The 22,167-nt window shown below is 37.9% G+C and carries 28 protein-coding genes; 19 read left to right on the top strand and 9 right to left on the bottom strand.

The window, feature by feature from the left end; translation table 11 throughout:
* Positions 1-20 precede the first annotated feature (20 nt).
* The 4 genes from F4694_RS19355 to F4694_RS19340 all read right to left on the bottom strand — a co-directional run bounded on the left by F4694_RS19355 (position 21) and on the right by F4694_RS19340 (position 2,869).
* Positions 21-296 (bottom strand): YqhV family protein, encoded by a 276-nt coding sequence (locus F4694_RS19355; protein ID WP_179600951.1) that lies wholly within the window; start codon positions 294-296, stop codon positions 21-23.
* Positions 297-410: 114 nt separating this feature from the next.
* Positions 411-1,175 (bottom strand): sulfite exporter TauE/SafE family protein, encoded by a 765-nt coding sequence (locus F4694_RS19350; RefSeq protein WP_179600949.1) that lies wholly within the window; start codon positions 1,173-1,175, stop codon positions 411-413.
* Between the two features lie 125 nt (positions 1,176-1,300).
* Entirely contained in the window at positions 1,301-1,588 is a 288-nt protein-coding gene (locus tag F4694_RS19345; RefSeq protein WP_179600947.1) for a hypothetical protein, read from the bottom strand.
* A 30-nt stretch (positions 1,589-1,618) separates the two neighbouring features.
* Entirely contained in the window at positions 1,619-2,869 is a 1,251-nt protein-coding gene (locus F4694_RS19340; RefSeq protein WP_179600945.1) for an MFS transporter, read from the bottom strand.
* 163 nt (positions 2,870-3,032) lie between these two features.
* Between F4694_RS19340 and F4694_RS19335 the strand changes: the two genes are divergently transcribed.
* From F4694_RS19335 to cysC, 5 genes are read left to right on the top strand one after another with little or no spacing between them, the layout of a single operon-like run.
* Positions 3,033-3,800 (top strand): phosphosulfolactate synthase, encoded by a 768-nt coding sequence (locus F4694_RS19335; protein ID WP_179600943.1) that lies wholly within the window; start codon positions 3,033-3,035, stop codon positions 3,798-3,800.
* Positions 3,785-4,318, top strand: coding sequence for a histidine phosphatase family protein (locus F4694_RS19330; protein ID WP_179600941.1), 534 nt, complete (start codon positions 3,785-3,787; stop codon positions 4,316-4,318). The genes F4694_RS19335 and F4694_RS19330 overlap by 16 nt, the downstream gene beginning before the upstream one ends.
* A gap of 28 nt (positions 4,319-4,346) precedes the next feature.
* Positions 4,347-5,048 (top strand): phosphoadenylyl-sulfate reductase, encoded by a 702-nt coding sequence (locus tag F4694_RS19325; protein WP_257029311.1) that lies wholly within the window; start codon positions 4,347-4,349, stop codon positions 5,046-5,048.
* Positions 5,049-5,105: 57 nt separating this feature from the next.
* Positions 5,106-6,278, top strand: a complete 1,173-nt coding sequence (gene sat / locus F4694_RS19320; RefSeq protein WP_179600936.1) for a sulfate adenylyltransferase — start codon at positions 5,106-5,108, stop codon at positions 6,276-6,278.
* A complete protein-coding gene (cysC, locus tag F4694_RS19315; protein WP_179600934.1) occupies positions 6,268-6,867 on the top strand; it encodes an adenylyl-sulfate kinase in 600 nt (199 codons plus the stop codon). Before sat ends, cysC begins: the two co-directional genes overlap by 11 nt.
* Before the next feature lie 9 nt (positions 6,868-6,876).
* Here the strand turns inward: cysC and F4694_RS19310 are convergent, their stop codons facing one another.
* Positions 6,877-7,431 (bottom strand): YitT family protein, encoded by a 555-nt coding sequence (locus F4694_RS19310; protein ID WP_373459807.1) that lies wholly within the window; start codon positions 7,429-7,431, stop codon positions 6,877-6,879.
* Positions 7,432-7,795: 364 nt separating this feature from the next.
* Here F4694_RS19310 and F4694_RS19305 point away from each other — a divergent pair, with 364 nt between their 5' ends.
* The 3 genes from F4694_RS19305 (at position 7,796) to F4694_RS19295 (ending at position 10,332) form a co-directional block, all read left to right on the top strand.
* A complete protein-coding gene (locus tag F4694_RS19305) occupies positions 7,796-8,587 on the top strand; it encodes an HAD family hydrolase (protein WP_179600930.1) in 792 nt (263 codons plus the stop codon).
* A gap of 388 nt (positions 8,588-8,975) precedes the next feature.
* Positions 8,976-9,251, top strand: a complete 276-nt coding sequence (locus tag F4694_RS19300) for a hypothetical protein (protein ID WP_179600928.1) — start codon at positions 8,976-8,978, stop codon at positions 9,249-9,251.
* 73 nt (positions 9,252-9,324) lie between these two features.
* On the top strand, positions 9,325-10,332 hold the full coding sequence (locus F4694_RS19295; RefSeq protein WP_179600926.1) for a DUF3231 family protein: 1,008 nt from the start codon (positions 9,325-9,327) through the stop codon (positions 10,330-10,332).
* 72 nt (positions 10,333-10,404) lie between these two features.
* On the opposite strand, the gene F4694_RS19290 is transcribed toward F4694_RS19295, so the two are convergent.
* Positions 10,405-10,857 carry a S1 domain-containing RNA-binding protein gene (locus tag F4694_RS19290; RefSeq protein ID WP_063251682.1) on the bottom strand — a complete coding sequence of 151 codons (453 nt, stop codon included), beginning with the start codon at positions 10,855-10,857 and terminating at the stop codon, positions 10,405-10,407.
* A 141-nt stretch (positions 10,858-10,998) separates the two neighbouring features.
* A complete protein-coding gene (locus F4694_RS19285) occupies positions 10,999-11,589 on the bottom strand; it encodes a guanylate kinase (protein ID WP_179600924.1) in 591 nt (196 codons plus the stop codon).
* A 368-nt stretch (positions 11,590-11,957) separates the two neighbouring features.
* Here F4694_RS19285 and F4694_RS19280 point away from each other — a divergent pair, with 368 nt between their 5' ends.
* From F4694_RS19280 to F4694_RS19260, 5 genes are all read left to right on the top strand, one after another.
* Entirely contained in the window at positions 11,958-13,403 is a 1,446-nt protein-coding gene (locus tag F4694_RS19280; RefSeq protein ID WP_179600922.1) for a DEAD/DEAH box helicase, read from the top strand.
* 66 nt (positions 13,404-13,469) lie between these two features.
* Positions 13,470-13,661, top strand: coding sequence for a hypothetical protein (locus F4694_RS19275; protein WP_179600920.1), 192 nt, complete (start codon positions 13,470-13,472; stop codon positions 13,659-13,661).
* A 25-nt stretch (positions 13,662-13,686) separates the two neighbouring features.
* Positions 13,687-14,619, top strand: coding sequence for a D-2-hydroxyacid dehydrogenase (locus F4694_RS19270; RefSeq protein WP_179600918.1), 933 nt, complete (start codon positions 13,687-13,689; stop codon positions 14,617-14,619).
* 205 nt (positions 14,620-14,824) lie between these two features.
* Positions 14,825-15,187 carry a DUF3147 family protein gene (locus tag F4694_RS19265; RefSeq protein ID WP_179600916.1) on the top strand — a complete coding sequence of 121 codons (363 nt, stop codon included), beginning with the start codon at positions 14,825-14,827 and terminating at the stop codon, positions 15,185-15,187.
* A gap of 16 nt (positions 15,188-15,203) precedes the next feature.
* Entirely contained in the window at positions 15,204-15,599 is a 396-nt protein-coding gene (locus tag F4694_RS19260; RefSeq protein WP_179600914.1) for a DUF3147 family protein, read from the top strand.
* Between the two features lie 64 nt (positions 15,600-15,663).
* On the opposite strand, the gene F4694_RS32330 is transcribed toward F4694_RS19260, so the two are convergent.
* Positions 15,664-15,825, bottom strand: coding sequence for a hypothetical protein (locus F4694_RS32330; RefSeq protein WP_257029310.1), 162 nt, complete (start codon positions 15,823-15,825; stop codon positions 15,664-15,666).
* A 360-nt stretch (positions 15,826-16,185) separates the two neighbouring features.
* Between F4694_RS32330 and F4694_RS19250 the strand changes: the two genes are divergently transcribed.
* The 4 genes from F4694_RS19250 (at position 16,186) to F4694_RS19235 (ending at position 19,764) form a co-directional block, all read left to right on the top strand.
* Positions 16,186-17,271 (top strand): FAD-dependent monooxygenase, encoded by a 1,086-nt coding sequence (locus F4694_RS19250; protein WP_179600912.1) that lies wholly within the window; start codon positions 16,186-16,188, stop codon positions 17,269-17,271.
* 112 nt (positions 17,272-17,383) lie between these two features.
* Positions 17,384-18,115, top strand: coding sequence for a phosphatase PAP2 family protein (locus F4694_RS19245; protein ID WP_257029309.1), 732 nt, complete (start codon positions 17,384-17,386; stop codon positions 18,113-18,115).
* A gap of 14 nt (positions 18,116-18,129) precedes the next feature.
* Positions 18,130-18,684 carry a GNAT family N-acetyltransferase gene (locus tag F4694_RS19240; RefSeq protein ID WP_179600910.1) on the top strand — a complete coding sequence of 185 codons (555 nt, stop codon included), beginning with the start codon at positions 18,130-18,132 and terminating at the stop codon, positions 18,682-18,684.
* 63 nt (positions 18,685-18,747) lie between these two features.
* Positions 18,748-19,764, top strand: a complete 1,017-nt coding sequence (locus tag F4694_RS19235; RefSeq protein WP_179600908.1) for a S66 family peptidase — start codon at positions 18,748-18,750, stop codon at positions 19,762-19,764.
* 68 nt (positions 19,765-19,832) lie between these two features.
* On the opposite strand, the gene F4694_RS19230 is transcribed toward F4694_RS19235, so the two are convergent.
* Positions 19,833-20,273, bottom strand: coding sequence for a GNAT family N-acetyltransferase (locus F4694_RS19230; RefSeq protein WP_179600906.1), 441 nt, complete (start codon positions 20,271-20,273; stop codon positions 19,833-19,835).
* 234 nt (positions 20,274-20,507) lie between these two features.
* Between F4694_RS19230 and F4694_RS19225 the strand changes: the two genes are divergently transcribed.
* The gene (locus F4694_RS19225) at positions 20,508-21,104 is read left to right on the top strand and encodes a biotin transporter BioY (RefSeq protein WP_179600904.1); all 597 of its coding nucleotides are present in this window, start codon (positions 20,508-20,510) and stop codon (positions 21,102-21,104) included.
* Positions 21,105-21,120: 16 nt separating this feature from the next.
* Positions 21,121-22,110: a biotin synthase BioB gene (bioB, locus tag F4694_RS19220; protein ID WP_179600902.1), complete on the top strand. Its 990-nt coding sequence runs from the start codon at positions 21,121-21,123 to the stop codon at positions 22,108-22,110.
* Positions 22,111-22,167 lie beyond the last annotated feature (57 nt).

The raw sequence follows: 22,167 nt of genomic DNA, 5'->3' as shown, positions 1-22,167 counted from the left end.
GCTTTCTTTTATGTAGTTTTTCATGAGGACTTTACCCCTATAAAAATGAAACTAACTCCAAGGGCAATCCAGACGAATTTCATAATCGATATTTTCTCGACTAATCCTATTAACCCAATAGATGTCGTTAAAACTAAAATAACCGGACCGATTAGTGCGAGTGAAGAGTTAACCATCAGTGCTTTTTCCACCGTATTAAATTTAATCATGAGGATAGCTGCAAATATTTCAATGCTACCAGATATTAAACGTAAAAAAGCCATTCCGAGTACTACTTTTTCAATAATGATAAACATAATGACCTCCTGCAATTACCATTTCTACCATAAGTATATGATTGGTTGTTCAGGAGAAGGACAGGTTTTTCATTTTCATAAAAAAAAGAAGAGAACACGGCGGCGCCGTGTTTCTTATATCAGTTTAACACCACTAATCAAAATCATGATAGCCATAATGGTTCTTAAAGGTTTAGCTGGGAATTTGGAGGATAAGTTACTTCCAATCAGTACACCCGGAATGGAACCCATCAGCAGGTTGATCATCAATAAATAATCAACATTCCCAATCCCTGCATGCATAAAGCCAGCGGCTGTAACTAGTAAAAATGCGTGTGCAATATCTGTTCCGACGAGCTCTGAAGGACTCATTCTGTATAGATAAAGCATTGCCAAGGCAAACAAAGAACCAGAACCAATAGAGGTCAAACCAACAATAAAGCCCAAGATAACCCCAATACCAATCGTTAAACCGCGTTTCTCATGAAGCGGCTTCTTTTGGAAGGTATTTTCTTCTAATTTACCTTTAGCAAACGTTTTAATTAGAGTAGTCAACGCTACTAAAATTAAAACGTATCCTAAAGCATGTTTGATTACTTGTTCTTGGTTATGAAAAAACGAGTCAAACAGATGGAGAATTCCCACCGCACAAATTGCACTAGGTATACTGCCAATAGCAAGATATTTCACCAGCGTAAGATTGATCGTCTTTTGCCTCCAATGTTGGAAGGATCCAAATAGCTTGGTGATAGAATTATAAACTAGGTCTGTTCCTACTGCTATGGAAGGACTAATCCCCAGTAATATTAATATGGGTGTTAACAATGCTGCACCGCCAACACCGGTCAAGCCCACCATAAATCCGATTAATAGCCCCATTAGAATGATTCCAATACTCATTAGGCCACACACTCCATATTTGTCTAACTGCTTACCAATAAGTTATGAAGTGGTTAAATGCCTTGTTACTACTGCCCAAACCCAAATTAAAAGAGGACGGTCAATGACGTCCTCTAATGATTTCTTTATTCTTCTTCGTGCTCTTCTTCTTTTAGCTTAATTTTTTTACAGCCGACATACAGACAGGACAGAATATCAAGCCCAGGTTTAGCCTTTGCTAATCCTTTTATATAGGGAGTAACCAAATCTTTAAAATCAGAACCCACTTCTTCATCTTCTAAAATGCCGTAAACATACAGCTTCTTTTCATCAAATAAAAAGGCAACGTTTCCTACACCCTTATTTTTTGAATTAACGACATTTAGTACCTGATATTCAGGGGTGATAACCTCAGGTGAAAAATATATTTGCAATTAAATCTTCTCCTTTATATCTTACATATCTTAAGTGAACTGCAACTTTTCAAATAACGAGTCACTTTCATTTTCTTCAGATGGTTTGGTTTTCGCTACGTGAATCAGAAACATACAAAGCAATGCACAAACTAACGTCAACCCAGCAGTAACTAAAAACATACCGGATCTCGACCATGCCATTAAGGAGCCGAATACAGGGGGACCAATCGCTACCCCCAGGAATCGAACAGAACCGTATAAGGAGGTTACAAAACCCCTTCGGTCTGTTGGCACAGAACCAGTAATAAAACTATTGATACATGGAAGAACAAGGCCTGTTCCAATACTGCTTACTGAAAGGACAGCGAAAAATGGAACTAAATTTTTAAAGAAAATAAGTGATGCAAATGAGGTGGTCATGAGCAATAACCCTATTACGATTAATGTTTTCATCAGCTTCATCTTTTTACCAATTTTACTTCCGGTTATATAGGATGTGGTGGTCATGACGAGAAGAGGAATGGCTAAAATCAATCCTTTTAACACACCATCAATCTTATAATCCTTTTCCAAGATGTCTGAAATGTAAAATAAAATCCCAAAAAGTGTAAATAAACAGGTAGCTCCTGTAATATAAGCGGCAAATAACCAGCGTCCCTCTGTTTTAAAAACAGAGGCAAGACCCTTCACATACTTACCAACCGGAGGGGGTTCCTTTTTGGTTTTCTTTTCCTTAATGAAAAAGATCGTTAATAATAAGGACATAAGGCAAAAAATCGGGAAGGCGAAAAACGCTGCATACCAAAAGATTAAGGCTAAAAGCGACCCTATGATAGGACTGATAACCTTTCCAAAACCATTGGAGGCTTCGACCAAGCCTAAGACTTTACTCTGTTGGGCACCCTTAAATAAATCACCTGTTAAGGCCATGGCAATAGGGGCAGTCCCTGCAGCACCCATACCCTGCATAATCCTGCCTGCAAGGATCCATGTATAAGCATTGTCAAACCAAGCGGAGGCCGCACCCGCTAAAAGTCCTCCACTCCCATATAAAATGAGGGCAGGGATAATAATGGCCTTTCGAGAAAACCTGTCGGACAAATAACCTAAGACAGGTATGGATATGGCTGCTGCAATTGAAAATGCAGATATGACTAAACTAACCTGAAATTGAGATATATCGAGTTCTGACTTCATCTTAGGAAGAACTGGAATAAGCATCGAGTTTCCTAAAACAAGTATAAGCGGTATGGAACTAATGGCCAGAATCGTCAAACCCTTATGTTTTTGCTTTGACAAGGATGTACACCCCTAACTGTGAGAATAGCCTTTTTATTGTTTCAAGTGACGGCAGAGTTTATACAAGACAAATGCCTAATTTCTGCTTTTCAAGCCTAATATCTACACAATCACCTATTTTTTGAATAATCTATCCTAGAAAAATAGAGGAGGCGCTTTAGGTATGGATTTCTTAATACTGCCAGAAAGGACGTCAGGAAATAGAAAATACGGATTGACCTCGGTGATCGATTTCGGCACCCCAATAGGTGAATTAAAACATATCTTAGATGATTATGGATACCTCATTGATATAGCTAAGATAGGAATAGGGTCAGCTTATGTGACTCCAAACCTTAGGAAAAAAATTGAACTTTATAAGGAGTATCAGATAAAGCCTTATTGTGGAGGAACACTATTTGAAAAATGTTTTTATCAAAATAAAGTCCCTGAATATTTAAGGCATTTACGTGATTTAGGGATTGAATGGATTGAAATTTCCAACGGAACGCTGGATATTCCACTTCAAGAACGCCTCCAAATGATCTCGGAAATAAAAAAGGATTTTCATGTTATAGCCGAGGTTGGCTCAAAGGATTCAAATAAGGATATGGACATTTGTGATTGGAAGGAAGAAATAAATCTTTTATTACAGGCAGGTTGTGATTATGTGATAACCGAAGGGCGAGATTCAGGAACATCTGGTATTTATGAAAAATCCGGCAGCATTAAATCCAGTTTGATTCAGGAGTTAATTAAAGATATCGATAGTAAAAAGATTATCTTTGAGGCGCCAACATGCAAACATCAAATGTATTTTATTAGAGAAGTTGGACCCAACGTTAATTTAGGCAATGTAAAACTTCAAGATGTTTTAGTATTAGAAACCCAACGCCGCGGACTGCGGAGTGAAACTTTTTATGTGGAGGAAGATGAATGCAAATCACTGTGATTCGACACCTTCCAACGGAATGGAATAAAAAAACATGGCTTCAAGGGAGGCAGGATATCGAATTATCACAAGTTTCGGAAGGACTATTAAAAGGAATTGCGGTCAATCAAAAAGTACTCCATAAGTTAGCACCATTTGATCTTGTTTTAGCAAGCACATTACAAAGAACCCACCAAACAGCCAATCTCTACGGATATACGTATGAACTAGAAGGATTATTGGATGAATTAGATTTTGGGCCATTTGAAGGAGTACCGAAGAAGAATTTGATTGAAAAATATGGAGAGGTATGGTTTGAAAACCCAAGAGAATTGGTGCTAGGTGAGAGTTTAAAGAATTTAGAAAAACGGATTGTCATGTTTTTAGATAAATATCAAAAATATACAAATATCCTTGCGTTTGGTCATGGCTCTTGGATACGAGCGATGATTTCTTATGCCAATTACGGCGACATTAACCAGATGAATAAGATTGAAGTGGTGAATAATGCCTGTATCACGTTGAGCATTGAAACCTAAGGGATAGAGAGGAATGGGGGTCCGCGGATTGTTAACGTATGATAAATGGGATGAAAAACAAATTACCTCCTTTAGGGAGAGTCAGCCAGATTATTTGGATGTATTAAAGTGGGCTTTTCGAGAATATAATGACGAAATTGTATACGCCTGCAGCTTCGGTGCCGAGGGAATCGTCCTAATCGATTTAATTTCGAAGGTAAATAAAGAGGCCAAAATCATCTTCCTTGATACAGGACTACATTTTCCTGAGACTTATGAATTAATTGAAAAAGTTAAAAATCGATACCCATCCTTGCAGATCAATATGTTAAAACCGAAGAATTCCTTGGAGGACCAAGCAAAATGGTATGGTGATGAATTATGGAAGCATAATCCTAATCTTTGCTGCCATATGAGAAAGGTGGTTCCCCTTCAGGAAGCCCTAGCGGATGTAAAGGCATGGATCTCTGGTTTAAGACGGGAACAATCCCCCACAAGGAGCAAAACAGAATATATTAATAAAGATGATAAATTTCAAAAAATAAAAATATGTCCCCTCATTCACTGGTCCTCAGAAGATATCATGATGTATATTCAACTAAATAAGCTGCCTTATAATCCACTGCATGATAAAGGCTACCCAAGTATTGGCTGTGCTCCTTGTACAAAACCTGTTTCAAACCAAAAGGATTCGCGCGCAGGCAGATGGGCGGGTCTATCAAAAACAGAATGTGGACTTCATGAGTCATAACAGGCTGCCAATGGACAGCCGTTTTAATAGTTTAGTAGGATTTTGGAGGGAAGAATCATGAGTGAAAGTGTGCCACATGGTGGCAAATTAATAAATAGGATAAATTTAAATCTACCTACAGACTTTTCACTGAAATCGGTATCACTAGATAATTTAGAATTAAGTGATTTGGAATTGATTGCAAATGGTGCCTATAGCCCTTTAGAAGGCTTCATGGGAAAAACCGATTATGAATCAGTCGTAAAAAATATGAGGCTATCTAACGGGCTTCCGTGGTCGCTGCCGATTACATTAGCGATTGATAAAAATAAAGCAATCGAACTTAAGGTCGGGGAAACCATTAACCTAATAAAAGATGGGGTCATATATGGCGTCATGAATGTAGAGGAAATTTACATTCCTGATAAAATCTTAGAGGCAGAAATGGTTTATAAAACAACAGATTTGCAGCATCCAGGTGTAAAAAAACTGTTTGCGAGGGATGAACTCTATGTGGCAGGTCCTATCACGATGGTTAGAAGGATCAATAACAGTGAGTTTGAACGTTTTTATCTAGATCCTATTCAAACAAGGGATAAATTTAGGAATCTTGGCTGGAAGACAGTAGTGGGGTTCCAAACTAGAAATCCCGTTCACCGGGCACATGAATATATTCAAAAAACTGCTTTAGAGACAGTCGATGGTCTTTTCTTAAATCCCCTGGTAGGGGAGACAAAGGCAGATGATATCCCAAGTGATATTAGGATGAATAGTTATCAGGTATTACTTGAACATTACTACCCAAAAGATCGGGTTTTCCTGTCTGTATTCCCCGCTGCCATGCGTTATGCAGGACCAAGGGAAGCTATATTTCACGCAATAGTCCGCAAAAACTTCGGGTGTACTCATTTTATTGTAGGGAGAGACCATGCTGGTGTAGGAAATTATTATGGAACATATGACGCACAGAAAATTTTTAGGGAATTTAACGAATCCGATTTAGGAATTAAACCTCTATTCTTTGAGAATAGCTTTTACTGTAAAAAGTGCGAAAATATGGCCTCTGAAAAAACATGTCCACATGATTCACGAGATCATGTCGTCCTGTCCGGTACAAAGGTAAGAGCGATGTTGAAAAATGGGGTGCATCCGCCTAAGGAATTCAGTCGACCGGAGGTAATTGAAATTCTTATTCAAGGCATGCAGCATGTTTACACAAAGGAAATAAAGGGTGTAGAACATGAAAAATAGTCAAAACATCACTTGGCATCACTCGAGTGTAAGCAAAAAAGAACGCCATGATAGGAATGGGCATAAAAGTTGCGTCCTTTGGTTTACGGGTTTATCAGGGTCAGGGAAATCCACTTTAGCAAATGCCGTAGATTACGCTTTATTTCATGAGGGATTTAGTAGCTATGTCTTAGATGGTGATAATATTCGTCATGGATTAAATCGTGATTTAAGTTTTCGTCCGGTAGACCGAAAAGAAAATATCCGGAGAATTGGGGAAGTGGCAAAGCTATTTGTTGACAGCGGCATAATCGTTTCATCAGCCTTTATTTCTCCATTTAGAGAGGATAGAGAACTTGTACGTCAAATGTTTGAGACAAAGGAATTTGTTGAGATCTTTGTGAATTGTCCGATTGAAGTTTGTGAAAATAGGGATCCAAAGGGGTTATATAAAAAGGCAAGAAAGGGAGAAATTCCGGAGTTTACAGGGATTTCTTCACCGTATGAGAAACCTAATCTACCTGAGATCGTCATTGAAACTGATAATACGTCCATTGCTCAATCGGTTGAGATAATAATAAATTACCTAAAAGATAAGAAGATTCTATAATGGATCTTCTTATCTTTTTCTCCAGTTTGCGGTTAATATCCTTATCTTATGGAGTTTTAGATCATAGATAGAATCAATAATATTGGTGGAGAAAAATTGGCAAATAATTGCATATAAAACGATGTTTATATCAATTACCACAGCCGTTAGTAAAAAGATAATCAGGTTAATTCCCATCATGACTTTGCCTGGTGTCCACTGTTTGTAATTGGCAATCATTAACGATGGAATGACCATCCCGCCACTAGAGGCACCGGCACGAATCAACAAGCCGACTCCAAAGCCAAAAATAACACTTCCAGCCACAATACATATGAAAATATTAATATGTGGGTGGGGATAGTGAGAGGTTATGTAACCTACCGTCATAGCGGTAATCGCGACTGAAATAATCGTGCGAAAGGTCCAAGTAAATCCAAAATAAGGGAGCGCAAATAATAAAAAGACAGCATTTGCCAGCCATAAAGAAAACCCAAGGGATAGATGGAAAAAATGATTGATTAGGATGGCAAGGCCGGCACCGCCGCCAGATGGGATGGAATGTGGAAATAAAAATACAGACATCGCAATACCCTGTAGGGTTGCCCCTAATAATAAACAAAAATAAGTCAACAATGTTTTTTTCATAACTAGTATAAATGGATCCTCAAATGTATAGTCGTGATTTCCACTTTCATTCCCCCTTTGGACTACCTCTCCCTTGTCCATTTTATGAGAAAAGAAAAAGGAATATGTTGAATTAATTTATACAATAAAAAAGTATATACTGCAGCTTAAAATATTTAAGAAGTAGGAGATCCTTTGCTACAGAGATGCTTGATAATGGCAGCCGAAAACATTTTAAATTAATTTTGTGAAAGAATATTCATTTAATTTAAATAATGGTAAACTAGTAAAATATATTTGTGTGAAAGGTGAGGCTTAGGAAATGATAAAAGCGATTTTTTTCGACTTAGATGATACACTGCTTTGGGATCAAAAAAGTATTAAGGAAGCATTTGTTGCGACTTGTAAAGTAGCGGAGGAACGTTGTGGGGTAGACGCAAATGAACTAGAAGAAGCAGTTCGTGAGGCAGCAAGGGATCTCTACTCCTCCTATGAGACCTATTCATTTACACAAATGATTGGAATTAATCCGTTTGAAGGCTTATGGGGGAATTTTTTAGATGAACAGGATGACTTTCGGAAAATGAAAGAAATTGTACCTGGCTATCGAAAAGATACATGGACGACAGGATTGAAGGCATTGGGAATAGATGATCCTGATTTTGGTTATGAGTTAGCTGAAAGGTTTCCTCAGGAGCGCAGGAACTTACCGTTCGTATATGAGGAAACATTTACGATTCTAGATTCATTAAAAGGGAAGTACCAATTGCTTCTTTTGACAAATGGTTCCCCGGATTTGCAGAATACGAAACTATCGATTACACCAGAACTAGTCCCCTATTTTGACCAGATTGTCATTTCAGGTGCGTTTGGAAGAGGGAAGCCTGATCCGACGATATTTGAGCACGCCTTGTCACTTATGGGATTAGAGAAGGATGAGATATTAATGGTAGGGGATAATTTAATGACTGATATTCTCGGTGCCAATCGTGTAGGAATTAAATCCGTTTGGATTAACCGCCATAATAAAGAAAGAAATGAAGTTATTCCAACCTATGAAATTCAACACCTAGAAGAACTTTTTCCGCTATTAGATGAGTTAAACAATAAATAAGACAAATAAAAGGCTGTTCAAAAGTCTATTAGACTTTTGGACAGCCTTATGTTTTTTTTATATTAATTGAATGGTGCCAGAAATAATGTGTGGACTATGATTACGGTAACAATCAGGCAAGAATTGCACCAGAAAAATTAGATAGTTATCGAATACTGTAACAATCTTATTCACCAAGATAGTCTATTTAAAATCGTCCATTTTTTGGCCTCTATAATGATGGTAGCTAGAGTTCTAACGGAAAAAATCAAAACCATGTTAGTCTTTCTCACAGGATGATGGAAGGCTGCTTGTTTCATTCACTATAATCAAAACACTACTTGATTGGAAGGGTAACGAATGTGGAGGACTCATCATTTTTTATTTTAAAAAAAGGGGAGTGGATGTTGTGCTAGAGAGTAGAAGGGAAGTCCAGGTCTTTCTAAACATTTTCGAAGCATTTGCAAATTGGGACGGAGAAAAACATTTTCTTACAATGGAAACAGAAAACCCGAAGGGAATCCTGACAATCATGAAATCAAAGGATGGCATTTTCTATTATCATCGTAAAAATGAATTATATTGGGACATAAAAGAAATAAAGGTGGAAACAGACATGTTAACCGACATCATTTGGACATTCCGGCGGGCTGTTCATAGATCAATTAATGAAATCGTTGTGTAAATGGAACCAATACCATAAATAAATTCCTCCTATTCTGGAAATATTATGCTTGAAGATAATAGGAGGAAATTTTATGGATAAAAACCTCGACCATATCAAGTTAACCGCATCTGAATTGTCCTATTTATGGACAAGCTATCTTGCTGATAGTATGTCCGTCTGCGTTTTGAAATATTTTCTAGTACATATCGATGACAATGATATTAAATCCCTTACCACTTACGCATTACAATTGTCTGAAAAACATGTTGAGTTCATTCGTGGGATATTTACAAAGGAACAAATACAGGTTCCACAAGGGTTTACCGAACAAGATGTAAATTTATTAGCTAAACGGTTATTTTCAGATATTTTTTACCTAAGGTATATTCGGAACATGTCTAAGGGCGGGTTAGTAACTAATGGAAGAGTATTACAAAATGTCTATCGCCAGGATATTCGGTCTTTTTATGCTGAATGTTTAACTGATACTCTGGAACTGGATTCAAAGGCAGCGATGATTTTATTAGAAAAAGGACTGGCCATGCGTCCGCCTGTAATTCCGTATCCACAAAAATTAGAGTTTGTCCATAAACAGTCCTTTATCTTAGAAGGGTTGGGAAGAAGGGAAGCACTTACGGGCACTGAGGTTACCAATCTATATGCAGACGTTCTGACCAATCGGCTAGGTATCGCAATCGCAATGGCTTTTAGCCAAGTGGCTAAGTCCAATAAGGTCCGAAAATATTTTTTAAGAGGAAAAGATGTATCCTTAAAACATATTAAGGTGTTAAGCAGCTATTTGGAAATGGATTCACTATCCATTCCGATGGGGTTTGAACAGGAAGTAACAGATTCCACTGAATCACCGTTTTCTGATAAATTAATGATGTTTCACTTTAATTTGATGATCTATGCCGGAGTAGGAAACTATGGGATTGCGATTTCGGAGAGTCAGAGGACAGATTTAGTCGTTGATTATTCACGGTTTAATGTAGAGGTTCTGAAATTATCTGAGGATGGAGCCAATCTTATGATTCAGAACGAATGGTTAGAGCAGCCGCCATTAGCAGCCAATCGAAGAGATTTGGCAAAGAATTAGGGGAGTATATAAGAAATATTCCTTAGAGTAAAAGAAGGCATGCCATAGTGGGCATGCCTTCTTTATCTATAATTATCCGCGTCTTCCGCCACGTCCGCCACGTTTCGTTTCGGTGTTGCGCTTTAAGCTGGATAAGTTTTCTTCACTAGCTTTTAAAAATTTTGCCATTTTATCTTCAAAGTTCTCTTTTGGCTTAAAATTGCCGCCTTTTGAACGGAAGTCTTTTGATTGCCTGTTATCTCTTCCTTGGCGTTGTGGACGCTGGGAATAAGAAGAAGTTTGACCTTCTGGCTTATCAATAGCTTTTTTAATAGACAAGGCAGTTTTACCGTCTTTCTCACTAATTACCTTAACTTCAACTTGATCTCCTACTTTTAGATGATCATTAACGTCTTTAACATAGCTATCAGCTACTTCACTGATGTGCACAAGACCCGTTGTGCCACCTGGTAATTCTACGAACGCTCCAAAATTAGTAATACCCGTTACTTTACCTTGTACTTTGCTGCCTACTTCGATCGACAAAAAGAGTTCCCCCTAAATAATGTTTTCAACACTTAATTATACACGGTACTTGCGACGATTTCAAGCGGTTATCTTTAATTGGGCTAGTAAACATGAAAAAGGTCCAATGACAGGATAACATCCTATCAACTGGACCCTTTCTTAGTAATCAGTCACAATTCGATTTCTGTCTAGGAAAGCCTCAATGACTTCACTCACCTGAAAAGATACCTGTGGTGAATCATAGTTTTCAAAAACATGCTCGCATTCAGTTTTATAAGCCATGATTTCATCATAGTGTGCTAAGTGCCTATGAATATCCTCTTCTGTATCCTTTCGTGCCTCATGTCTTGCAATAACCGTGTCACGGTCAGCAAAAATGAAAAAGCGCATGACTTTGTCACCATACATGTCCTTCAATTTTTCAGTGCCTTCTGGATTTAATGTTAAATAGACAAGATTATGATTTTCAAAAGCTTTAACGATATCCTCTTCGCGGATTGCGTAATGAATTCCATCGATGTCTACGCTTTCAAGGAATTCATCGTTGTTTTTCAGCTTGTTGAATTCTTCTTCCGAAACAAAATGGTAGTCTACGCCATCTTGCTCGTAATGACGGGGAGGACGAGTCGTGTAAGAGAGGACAGTTTCCATATCAAACGCGGTCGCGACCATTTTGGCAATCGTTTTTCTCCCAGAGCCATCGGGTCCAGTGTAAATGAAAAGCTTTTCCTTATCTTTGATTTTATACATAGATTACCTCCTGAAAAAAATTTAGTAAATTAAAAAAAGAGATCCAAAGATGTATGAAATTGCTGTCCAGTGAGTGATCTATAATATCCTTATAGCAGGATATTTCCATTATAACAGATTTTTGAGAAAAATTTGGACTTTTCTGTTTTTTAATTGTAGGAGATGACAATAACCCTAAGGCAGCTTATTAAAATACTTTACCGTTTCTCTTTAGTGTTGTAAAGCTGTTGTGTAACAATACATTGAAATAAAAAGTCGAAAACTGTTTTATTTCAAGTATAATGAACATATTCAGATTTTGCATATGATATTTCTTTCAGAGAAATCCTATATAGAAGTTGGATAATAATTAAAAATGAGGTTGCTGCATGAGTGAAAAAAAGTTTGAGGATTATTCGTTAAGCGAGGAAATAAGAAGGGCGCTTACGGTGCTAAAATACGAGAATCCCACAGAAGTGCAAACAGAAGTTATACCCAAGGCATTAAAGAATCAAGATTTGGTTGTAAAATCACAAACAGGCAGCGGCAAGACAGCTTCCTTTGCGATACCAATTTGCGAGATGATGGAGTGGGAGGAGAAAAAACCTCAGACGTTAATCCTTACACCGACTCGTGAGCTGGCTGTCCAGGTTCGTGATGACATAACGAATATTGGCCGGTTTAAACGGATCAAGGCGATGGCGGTTTATGGGAAAGAACCTTTTTCGAAACAAAAGGAAGAATTAAAGCAAAAAACGCATGTAGTGGTGGGAACTCCTGGTCGAACCATCGATCATATTGAAAGAGGAACTCTCGAATTAGATAAAATTAACTATTTAATCATCGATGAAGCAGACGAAATGCTAAATATGGGCTTTATTGACGAAGTTGAAGCGATCATTAAAGAACTTCCTGAGAATAGGGTAACCATGGTCTTTTCTGCAACTCTGCCGAAGGATGTTGAAAACCTTTGCCATAAATATATGAAAGAACCGATTCATATTGAGATTGCTGCTACAGGTGTGACAACGAATACAATTGAACATGGTGTTATCGAGGTAAAGGATGAAGATAAGATTTCTGTGCTGAAGGATATAACAGTCGTTGAAAATCCTGATAGCTGTATCATTTTTTGCCGAACAAAAGAAAATGTAGAGGATGTCTATACTGAATTGGAAAAAGCCAATTATTCCTGTGAAAGATTACATGGCGGGCTAGAACAAGAGGACAGGTTTGCTGTCATGGATGGATTTAAATTGGGTAATTTTCGCTATTTAGTAGCAACGGATGTGGCTGCAAGGGGCATCGATATTGATAATGTGACGTTGATTATTAATTATGATGTTCCGATGGAAAAAGAGAGCTATGTTCACAGGACTGGTCGAACAGGCCGGGCTGGAAATAAGGGAAAAGCCATTACCTTCGTAACACCATTTGAAGGGAAATTCTTAAAAGCAATTGAAAGATATATTGGCTTCGAAATTCCTCCCATCGACGCTCCGACCCAAGATGAGGTTGCGAGTGGAAAAGCAGCATTTGAAGAAAAGCTTAGCGGACGAAGGGTAGTCAGAAACAATAAGACAGCTCGAATTAACAAGGATATTACCAAGCTCCACTTTAGCGGCGGCAAAAAGAAAAAATTGCGCGCGGTGGATTTTGTGGGTACCATTTCCAATATTCCGGGAATATCAGCAAATGACATTGGAATTATTACTATCCAGGACAACTTAACCTACGTAGATATTCTTAACGGCAAAGGTTCACTAGTCCTGCAAGCCATGGAACACACAACTGTCAAAGGAAAGAAACTGAAAGTAAGTAAGGCATTAAAATAATCGATCAAGACTGGGACGATTTTATCGTCCCTATTTTTAATCATAATAGAGGAGATTTAAAGCGAAATGAAGTATTTTAAATCACAAATGAAGCAGTTAGTAAAAGAAAATAAAGAATTACAGGTGCATTTAAAAGAGTTGATTAACGAACATGAACTTGAGAAAAACTTTGCTCTTAAGGCTTTATATCATTCAGAAGTAGCAGACGGCGGGAGATATCAGACAGCATACCAAGCGCTTGACGTGCCGAAAGAGTAAGATTAATGAGGGAGAGGGGAAGAAAATGAAAATAAAGAATATTTTACTAGTCAGTCCGATGTTTAGAGAACTTCAAGCGTTAATTGAAAAGAATATCCCAGATAAGACTTTCCGTTTTATGCCCGAGGAAGAGCTATCACAGGAAGATTTAAGCTGGGCAGACGCACTGGTCTCTTTTAATCTAAAAGCTGAATATGATTACAGTTCTGTGAAATGGATTCACTCGTTAGGCGCAGGCGTTGATCGTTTTTTACATAAGAAGGATTGGAATCAGGAGATACTTTTAACAAGAACGATTTGTTCTTTTGGACAAAGGATTGCAGAATATTGCTTGAGTTACATCCTAAAAGATTTACAGCTACATGACCGCTTTAAAGAGCAACAGCAGCAGAAAAATTGGGTTCAGTCTACACCGAAATTAATAGGAGAACAAAAAGTACTTGTGTATGGAACAGGAGAAATCGGGCACATGATTGCGAAAGTTTTTTCTACATTAGGTGTTGACGTGTACGGTGTATCTTTAAGCGGGGAAGAAAAAGCTGATTTTAAAGAGGTTTTGACGGTTGATTCTCATTTTTCTGTTTTAAATGAGATGAATTATGTGATTAATACATTGCCCTTGACGGAAAGAACAGAGAAATTATTTAATAGTGCCATCTTTAATCAACTTTCCAATTCGGGATTTATAAATGTAGGGAGAGGTGCTTCTATAGATGAGGAAGCACTGCTACAGGCATTGAATGACAACACAGTTAGTTTTGCTGTACTTGATGTATTTGAACAAGAGCCGCTTCCAAACAGCAATCCGTTGTGGAATCACCCAAGGGTTCAGATCACTCCACATATTTCTGCCGTTACAACCCCAAGTGAGGGGGCTGCTTGCTTTCTCGAAACCCTTAAGAACATTGACGAAAACAGGCCACTAAAAAATATTGTTGAAACAAAAAAAGGTTATTAATGTAGATTCAACTAAAACCCTAATTTAGGGTTTTTTTGTTTTTCAAAGGTTTTCTAAAATACTTAATATGAGAACGCTTTAAAAATAGTAAAGAAATGTTCACATGTGAATGCGTGAAAATAAGGTAAAATAAATTTATGTTAGATTTATGTGAAATAGTTCACAAAAGTTAAAATATCTTCAAAAATAACAGAGGTGGATCACCATGGGAGACCTATCAATAAGTGCATTACTAATAAGATTCATTTTAGGAGGAGCAGCTGTTGTTGTTTCGACATTAGTTGCTAGAAATTTAGGTGAAAAGGCTGGAGGAATCTTTGCAGCATTTCCAGCTGTGTATTTAGCGGCTTTATTGACAGTGGGCTTGGACTTTAGTGGTGATGAACTAGTAGCCCATTCCATTCTATTATCGAAAGGTGCCATAGTCGGCATGGGAATTAATATTATGGTCGCAATTCTTGCTGGATATCTGCTTCCTAGACAAGGATGGAAACGCGGACTTCTACAAGCAATGGGATTTTGGCTGGTTGTATCCATGGCGGTTGTGATGATTACAACATACTCATAACGGAAGGGTGCTAGATATGTATAAAGATTTACTAATCCGCTTTATTCTTGGCGGTGCTGCCGTAATGGTAAGCTATTTGATAACGGTTATTTCTCCGTGGAAAATCTTAGCCGGAATCTTTGCAGCATTTCCAGCTGTGATGATTACAGCGGTGTTAATGGTGGGGATTGCTTCTGGTTCAAAAAATGCAGCCAAGATTGCAAATGGGTCTGTTTTTGGTATGATTGGCGGTGTGGTGTGTGTGGCTACGGTATGGACCGTACTACAAGTCAGAGGCAACTGGACACTAAGTATTGTTCTTGGGCTCCTGTTCTGGCTGGGCAGTTCGATCATTGTTTCATCATTTAGAGATAAGTTGAAAAATGGTAGAAGAAATATTTTAAGACCCAATGTTCTAATTAGACATAAATAAAGACAAAACAAGACGGCAGTCGGCCGCCTTGTTTCATGTTAGATATTAAGTATTTTTATTATCCTTATTCCTCTGTATTTTCTGTACCTTCCTCAGTACCTTCTTCATTCTGCTCTGTTTCTTCTGTTTCTGTTTCATCATTTCCAGTATCAGCACAACCAGTGGCAACTCCAAGCAACATTAAAACAGACATCATAGCAACTAACCAAGTCTTGAAACTTTTCATCTCAAAAATTCCTCCTTGAATGCTAGCAATTTGTACTACAGGATTATCATACAAGCTTCTGAGATGAAATAGATTCAATTTGCCATTTCTTAACATTCATTAACCTCTTCTTTAAAAATCCTCAAACATTTTGAAGTAAAATTTACAAATAATTTAAAATACTTGATTCGCATATCAATCAGGCTGGATTATATAGGACATTGGTAATAGTTACGGTAAAGAAAAGATTGACCGTTTTTAATAATTTTGTTACTCTATACTTAACTTTTTTTCTTATCATGAAACTTTTTAAAACCAAATATGTAGTCCAAAAATACATTAATATATAGAAAAATATAATAAAAGTAGAAGGTGGGTAAAATGAACTTACAAGCAGATGTTTGTATCGTTGGCGGCGGACCTGCAGGAACATTACTCGGACATTTATTAGCTAAAAACGGTGTATCAACTATCATAATAGAACGATCTGCTGGAGTGAATAGGCAATTCAGGGGCGAGCATATTAATGCCGAAACAGAAGCCATCCTAAAAGAGCATAAATTATTTGAGAAAATAGAAGAGCTAGGTATCCTCAAAATGGAAAAAGTAGAATACTACTCTGGTAGAAATATGGTGAAGAGTATTTCTCCAGGTGTCCATGAAGATCACGTTGGAATCCATGTACCACAAGCGCATTTATTAAATGCCATCATTCAAGAGTCAGAACACAATAATCAATTCCAACTATTATTTAATACAACCGTTAAAGAATTAATTCAGGATGACCAGGGAATCTATACAGGTGTTAAAGCCATCCAAAATGGCGAAGAAATTACGATTTCAAGCAAAGTGACAATAGGGGCAGATGGTCGTTATTCTACTGTTAGGAAGCTTGCAAAGATACCAACAATCGAAATGACACACGGATATGATGTCCTGTGGGCAAAAATTCCAGCTCCAGAAGGATGGGAACCGACAACAAGAATGGCACTGGTTAATGGTCATCAGCTGGCATTGTTTAGCCAAACGGGAGGATTGATTCAAATCGGCTGGAATATTCCAGAAGGATCTTTTCCTGCATTAAGGAAACGTTCAATCCAGCCGTTTCTTGAACCATTGATTGAAAGTTTTCCACAGCTAGAAGAAGGTGTGAGAGAACACCTTCAGTCTTGGAGTGACTTTGTTTGTTTAAAGGTACAAAGCTCCCGCTGCGAAACGTGGGTAGAGGACGGATTAGTCCTCATTGGGGACGCTGCACATACCATGACCCCAACGGGTGCAATTGGAATAAATTGTGGAATGAAAGACGCCCATATCCTTGCACCAATATTAACCAAAGCATTAATGGAAAATAATATACGTTCTGAACATTTGAAGGTATTTGAAATGAACAGAAGAAACGAAATAAAATCACAACAAATCATGCAAGTCAAACAAGAAACAACTTTATACGAGAAATTTGCTTGATGTTGACATTTACGGTGACAGGCACCAAATATACAAAAATCGCTGCTTATGCAGCGATTTTTGTATATTTGGTGCCCTTTTTTGTGTGGTAGAATTATTAGGATTGTAGAAAATGGGAAATTATATGGTTATCGGTTATGAAGGGGTTAACGATATGAATGTTAAGTTTCAGATTACACGTGTGTTTGTTTTTAGTTTATTTTCACTGATGTTTTTTTGTTTAGTGGCGATTTTGATGAGGGCAGATAAGTTGGTTGATTTTGATCGTACTGTTATTGGGGCTGTTCAATCGCAGGAAGCGCCATACATAACATCTATAATGAAGTTTTTTACCGAAATTGGTTCAACTAAAATCGTTGTGATTTTATGCCTTTTTATTATCTTTTTTTTATATAAGGTTCTGCACCATCGACTGGAATTACTATTATTTATTGGAGTTGTTGTTGGAACACCCATTCTAAATACATTGTTGAAAGAAATCTTCCAACGCGCACGTCCAGATTTACATCGGCTGATTGAAATTGGCGGCTATAGTTTCCCAAGTGGGCATGCCATGAATGCCTTTACTGTATATGGGATTCTAACTTTTCTATTGTGGAGGCATATATTTAATCGAAGCGGACGAATCTTGCTGCTTCTCTTTAGCTCCTTTTTTATTATCATGATTGGGGTTAGCAGGATTTATTTAGGAGTCCACTATCCTAGTGATATCATTGGTGGTTATTTTGCCAGCGGTTTTTGGCTTGCTGCATCTATCTGGTTTTTTCAATGGTATATGGAGCGACAGCGACAACCGCAGCTTGCTAGCAGAATGTTAAAAAGATCAGTAAAAACTTCAAAATAAAGGAACGCACAACGATGGAATTTATCACGACCCAACAGTGGGATGAGGAATTATGGCAAAAGACTAGAGGTATATATAACGTTGCTTTTGGTGAACATGCCACCAAGCCAGAAAAGATTATCCGAAATATGTTTGCCAGGGGTCTAAGTGCACTTCATGTGTTAATCGAGAAGGATGAGGTTCTGGCAATGGCACTTACAGGTTCTATGCCAGGTTCGAGTGTACTGCTGTTGGATTATTTGGCGGTACGTAAGAACTTGCGTGGTCATGGTATTGGAAAGGAATTTTTTGATTATATAAAAGAATGGGCTAAATCGGAGCCGCAATACAAAAGAATATTAGTTGAAGTAGAATGTGATGACATACCTGAGAATCATGCAAGAATTCATTTCTGGGAAAAATGTGGGTTTCACCTGTTAGATGACTATAAACATTGTTACAAATGGGGTCCCCAACACTATATGGCAATGGTCCTTTATCTTAAGGGTAAGCCTGCAACACCAATAAAAGGAGAAGACTGTCTTAAGTATATGGCATCTTTCCATAAAGAATCCTACAAATTAAGCTAGTCCTCTTACCCTAAACAAAGTAGAATTATGGTAATAAATTCTATTTTAAGGGGAGGATTCAAGATGATTACATATCCGATTTTAAAAAATAACGCAACAATTGGAGTGACGGCTCCTTCTTCTGGAGTCGAAGAAGAATTGCACGAACTTGTGAAGAGTTCATCTAGTCGATTAAAAGATAGAGGCTTTCATGTCATTTGCGGTGAAACGGTTTGGACCCAGGACAAAGCCAAATCTGCACCGGCAGCGAAGCGTGCCCAAGAGTTTAATGAGATGATGAAGAATGAAGCGATTGACCTCATCATTCCACCGTGGGGCGGAGAGCTGCTTATTGAGATTTTAGAAGAGATTGATTTTGATAAGCTGAAGAACAAGTGGGTACTGGGTTACTCTGATACAAGTGTATTGTTGCTGGCAATCACGTTAAAGACCGGTATTGCAACGGCAAATGGAACGAACTTAATCGATTTAAGAGGCGAGTACTCCGATGATACAACTGCCATGTGGCAAAGTGTATTATCAACAAAAGCCGGAGACTCAATTATTCAGTATTCTTCTAGAAAATATCAAAAAAAATGGCAGCATGATAACCCGTCTCCTTGTGTTTTCCATTTAACAGAATCAACTTATTGGAAGACCGTTTCGGGTAAAAAGGTTAAAGCAGAAGGGCGTTTGCTTGGAGGATGTATCGATGTCATCCGACATTTAATCGGTACCCCGTATGGTGACGTGAAAAGTTTCAGGGAAAAATATATCAACGATGAACCTATTATGTGGTATCTAGAAAATTGTGAGTTAAAAACAACGGATTTACGAAGGACGTTAGTACAAATGAAATTAGCAGGCTGGTTTGAGCATACATCCTGTATCCTATTTGGCCGTAGTCCTGCCAATGAACCAGTGGAGAACTATACGATTGTGGATGTTTACCAAGATTTGTCCAATGAGCTCCAAATCCCGATTATTTATGATGTCGATTGCGGACATATGCCGCCACAAATCACATTTGTCAACGGAGCATTTGGTGAACTAGAAGTAGAGGACGGTAAAGGGAAGGTCGTGCAACATTTTAAAGCATAGATAAATTGTAAGGACGTGGTCTTCAGTTTTTTTCTGACGACCACTTTTTTTGCTTACTGTGAATACTACTATTCTAATTTCTTTGTCATTAAAGTGGAAACGTCTGTAAATCCAAGCTTTTCATATAGGTGTTTCGCATGGTTTCCGGCATAAACATTTAGTTGGACTTGTTTATGACCTTCAGCTCGTAACTGTATGAAAGCAGCCTTACATAGTTTCTCAGCTGCCCCCTGTTTACGAAAGGGTGGAAGTACATACATTTCATTGATAAAACCGACCGTTTCATCCGTATTTTGATCGATAATTCGACCTAAACCAACCCATCCTTGTATAACATTATTTTTAACTCGAACAAGGTAATATCCACCGCCAGTTAAAAAAGGAGTCATCATTTCTATCGCTTTTACGCGACTAGGTTTAACATAACCCATAGTGGCTTCTTTTAATACCTCTAAATGGTAATTTAAGATACTTCGAGTCTCCTCGTAAGTTGCTTTTCTAATCGTCATACCGTGCATCTCATCTCCTTTAAAAACTTAAAAAGTCCAATCCATTAATCTAGTCGAATACCCACTTTATAGTATGAAACAAGGTGGAATTTGTTGCTGTTTAGCAGCGGCGGACACAGAACGTTTAGTAAAGATTACAGTTGATGAATTTTTTATATGTAAACTAATACTTAAAACAAGTTGACATAAATTATTGGACCTATTATTCTTAATTTATAGAATTATTTTAGGGGGATGTTTATGAAACTTAAAACAACTGATCTAACAGCAGCGGCGATGTTTGTTGCGCTAATGGCTGTTGGGGCTAATATTACTTCGATTGCTCCATTTATGGTCGTAGGGGGAGTACCGATTACGCTTCAGACATTTTTTGCAATTTTAGCAGGCGTGGTACTTGGCAGTAGATTGGGTGCGATTGCAATGATGGTTTATATGTTCGTTGGTTTAGTTGGGGTACCTGTTTTTGCTCAATTTGGCGGTGGATTTGGGACTTTCTTAAAGCCTACATTTGGCTTTATTGTCTCTTATGTATTTACGGCCTATGCTACTGGTTACATAATTGAAAAAATGAAAAATACCGTTGGGGTATTTGTATTTGCGGCACTCGTAGGAATGGCAATTAATTATCTTTTCGGTACGAACTGGATGTACGCCGCATATAAAATTTGGGCTGCAGCACCAGATGGCTTTACCTACAAGTTGGCTTGGCTATGGATGGTGGTTCCGCTGCCAAAAGATATTATTCTAGCCATTTTAGCAGGTGTGATGGGCCATCGCTTAAAACGAACCTTGTCAAAAAGTCAATTTAGGAATGTTAATAAAGCGAGTTAAGTAATGGAGGGATTGGATGAGTAAGTGGAAGGAATTAGCGTTTGAGGTGCTAAATGGTCATATAATTTCAAAAGAGGAAGCATTAGATATTCTAAATTCCACCGATATGGAATTATTAGAACTGTTGCATGGAGCTTACATAATTCGCCATCATTATTATGGAAATAAGGTAAAGCTAAATATGTTAATTAACACAAAATCAGGTCTATGTCCTGAGAATTGTGGCTATTGTTCGCAATCTAGTATTTCTAATGCACCGATTGAAAAATATCGAATGGTAGATCAAGATACCATCCTTAAAGGAGCAGAACAAGCCTACCAGCTTCAGGCTGGTACGTATTGCATAGTAGCGAGCGGACGCGGGCCAAGTAATCATGAAGTGGACCAAGTGGTTTCAGCAGTAAAGGAAATAAAGGATAAATATGAATTGAAGATTTGTGCCTGCCTTGGAATTTTAAAACCAGAACAAGCCGCCATGCTGAAAGAAGCTGGTGTCGATCGCTACAATCACAACCTTAACACCTCAGAAAATCACCATGACTCCATCATGACTTCACACACCTATCAGGATCGAGTGAATACAGTTGAGCTAATAAAAGAAGCTGGAATATCTCCGTGTTCAGGAGTAATAGTCGGCATGAAGGAAAAGAAGGAAGACGTAGTGAACGTGGCGATGAGTCTAAGAGTATTAGACGCCGATTCCATACCCGTTAATTTTTTACATGCAATAGATGGTACCCCGCTTGAAGGTACTAAGGAATTGAATCCTAGGTACTGCTTAAAGGTTTTAGCTCTTATGCGGTATGTGAATCCAACGAAAGAAATCAGAATTTCAGGTGGACGTGAAGTTAATTTAGGAAGTTTACAGCCACTTGGATTATATGCAGCAAATTCTATTTTTGTAGGAGATTACTTAACAACTTCAGGACAAGAAACGACCGCAGATCACCAAATGCTGAAAGATTTAGGATTTGAAGTCGATTTTGTAAAAGAAACAGTTCAATAAATAGGATAAAAGAATATTTGGGCGTCATCTAATAGATGATGTCCTTTTTCGCATTTT

This window comes from Neobacillus driksii (genome assembly GCF_013409995.1).
GTDB classification, from domain to species: Bacteria; Bacillota; Bacilli; order Bacillales; family Cytobacillaceae; genus Neobacillus; species Neobacillus driksii.
Note: the sequence above shows the minus strand (reverse complement) of the source record. Positions and strands in the feature narration are given on the sequence as shown.

What these genes read in the sequence shown, in the direction of transcription:
- F4694_RS19305 (WP_179600930.1), top strand. Translation starts at nt 7,796, where the DNA reads ATGATAAAAGCGATTTTTTTCGACTTAGATGATACACTGCTTTGGGAT.
- F4694_RS19265 (WP_179600916.1), top strand. Translation starts at nt 14,825, where the DNA reads ATGGGAGACCTATCAATAAGTGCATTACTAATAAGATTCATTTTAGGA.
- F4694_RS19260 (WP_179600914.1), top strand. Translation starts at nt 15,204, where the DNA reads ATGTATAAAGATTTACTAATCCGCTTTATTCTTGGCGGTGCTGCCGTA.
- F4694_RS19355 (WP_179600951.1), bottom strand. Translation starts at nt 296, where the DNA reads ATGTTTATCATTATTGAAAAAGTAGTACTCGGAATGGCTTTTTTACGT.
- bioB (WP_179600902.1), top strand. Translation starts at nt 21,121, where the DNA reads ATGAGTAAGTGGAAGGAATTAGCGTTTGAGGTGCTAAATGGTCATATA.
- F4694_RS19285 (WP_179600924.1), bottom strand. Translation starts at nt 11,589, where the DNA reads ATGTATAAAATCAAAGATAAGGAAAAGCTTTTCATTTACACTGGACCC.
- F4694_RS19275 (WP_179600920.1), top strand. Translation starts at nt 13,470, where the DNA reads ATGAAGTATTTTAAATCACAAATGAAGCAGTTAGTAAAAGAAAATAAA.
- F4694_RS19350 (WP_179600949.1), bottom strand. Translation starts at nt 1,175, where the DNA reads ATGAGTATTGGAATCATTCTAATGGGGCTATTAATCGGATTTATGGTG.
- F4694_RS19280 (WP_179600922.1), top strand. Translation starts at nt 11,958, where the DNA reads ATGAGTGAAAAAAAGTTTGAGGATTATTCGTTAAGCGAGGAAATAAGA.
- sat (WP_179600936.1), top strand. Translation starts at nt 5,106, where the DNA reads ATGAGTGAAAGTGTGCCACATGGTGGCAAATTAATAAATAGGATAAAT.
- F4694_RS19295 (WP_179600926.1), top strand. Translation starts at nt 9,325, where the DNA reads ATGGATAAAAACCTCGACCATATCAAGTTAACCGCATCTGAATTGTCC.
- F4694_RS19240 (WP_179600910.1), top strand. Translation starts at nt 18,130, where the DNA reads ATGGAATTTATCACGACCCAACAGTGGGATGAGGAATTATGGCAAAAG.
- F4694_RS19230 (WP_179600906.1), bottom strand. Translation starts at nt 20,273, where the DNA reads ATGACGATTAGAAAAGCAACTTACGAGGAGACTCGAAGTATCTTAAAT.
- F4694_RS19245 (WP_257029309.1), top strand. Translation starts at nt 17,384, where the DNA reads ATGGGAAATTATATGGTTATCGGTTATGAAGGGGTTAACGATATGAAT.
- F4694_RS19310 (WP_373459807.1), bottom strand. Translation starts at nt 7,431, where the DNA reads ATGTCTGTATTTTTATTTCCACATTCCATCCCATCTGGCGGCGGTGCC.
- F4694_RS19235 (WP_179600908.1), top strand. Translation starts at nt 18,748, where the DNA reads ATGATTACATATCCGATTTTAAAAAATAACGCAACAATTGGAGTGACG.
- F4694_RS19335 (WP_179600943.1), top strand. Translation starts at nt 3,033, where the DNA reads ATGGATTTCTTAATACTGCCAGAAAGGACGTCAGGAAATAGAAAATAC.
- F4694_RS19225 (WP_179600904.1), top strand. Translation starts at nt 20,508, where the DNA reads ATGTTTATGAAACTTAAAACAACTGATCTAACAGCAGCGGCGATGTTT.
- F4694_RS19330 (WP_179600941.1), top strand. Translation starts at nt 3,785, where the DNA reads ATGCAAATCACTGTGATTCGACACCTTCCAACGGAATGGAATAAAAAA.
- F4694_RS32330 (WP_257029310.1), bottom strand. Translation starts at nt 15,825, where the DNA reads ATGAAAAGTTTCAAGACTTGGTTAGTTGCTATGATGTCTGTTTTAATG.
- F4694_RS19250 (WP_179600912.1), top strand. Translation starts at nt 16,186, where the DNA reads ATGAACTTACAAGCAGATGTTTGTATCGTTGGCGGCGGACCTGCAGGA.
- cysC (WP_179600934.1), top strand. Translation starts at nt 6,268, where the DNA reads ATGAAAAATAGTCAAAACATCACTTGGCATCACTCGAGTGTAAGCAAA.
- F4694_RS19270 (WP_179600918.1), top strand. Translation starts at nt 13,687, where the DNA reads ATGAAAATAAAGAATATTTTACTAGTCAGTCCGATGTTTAGAGAACTT.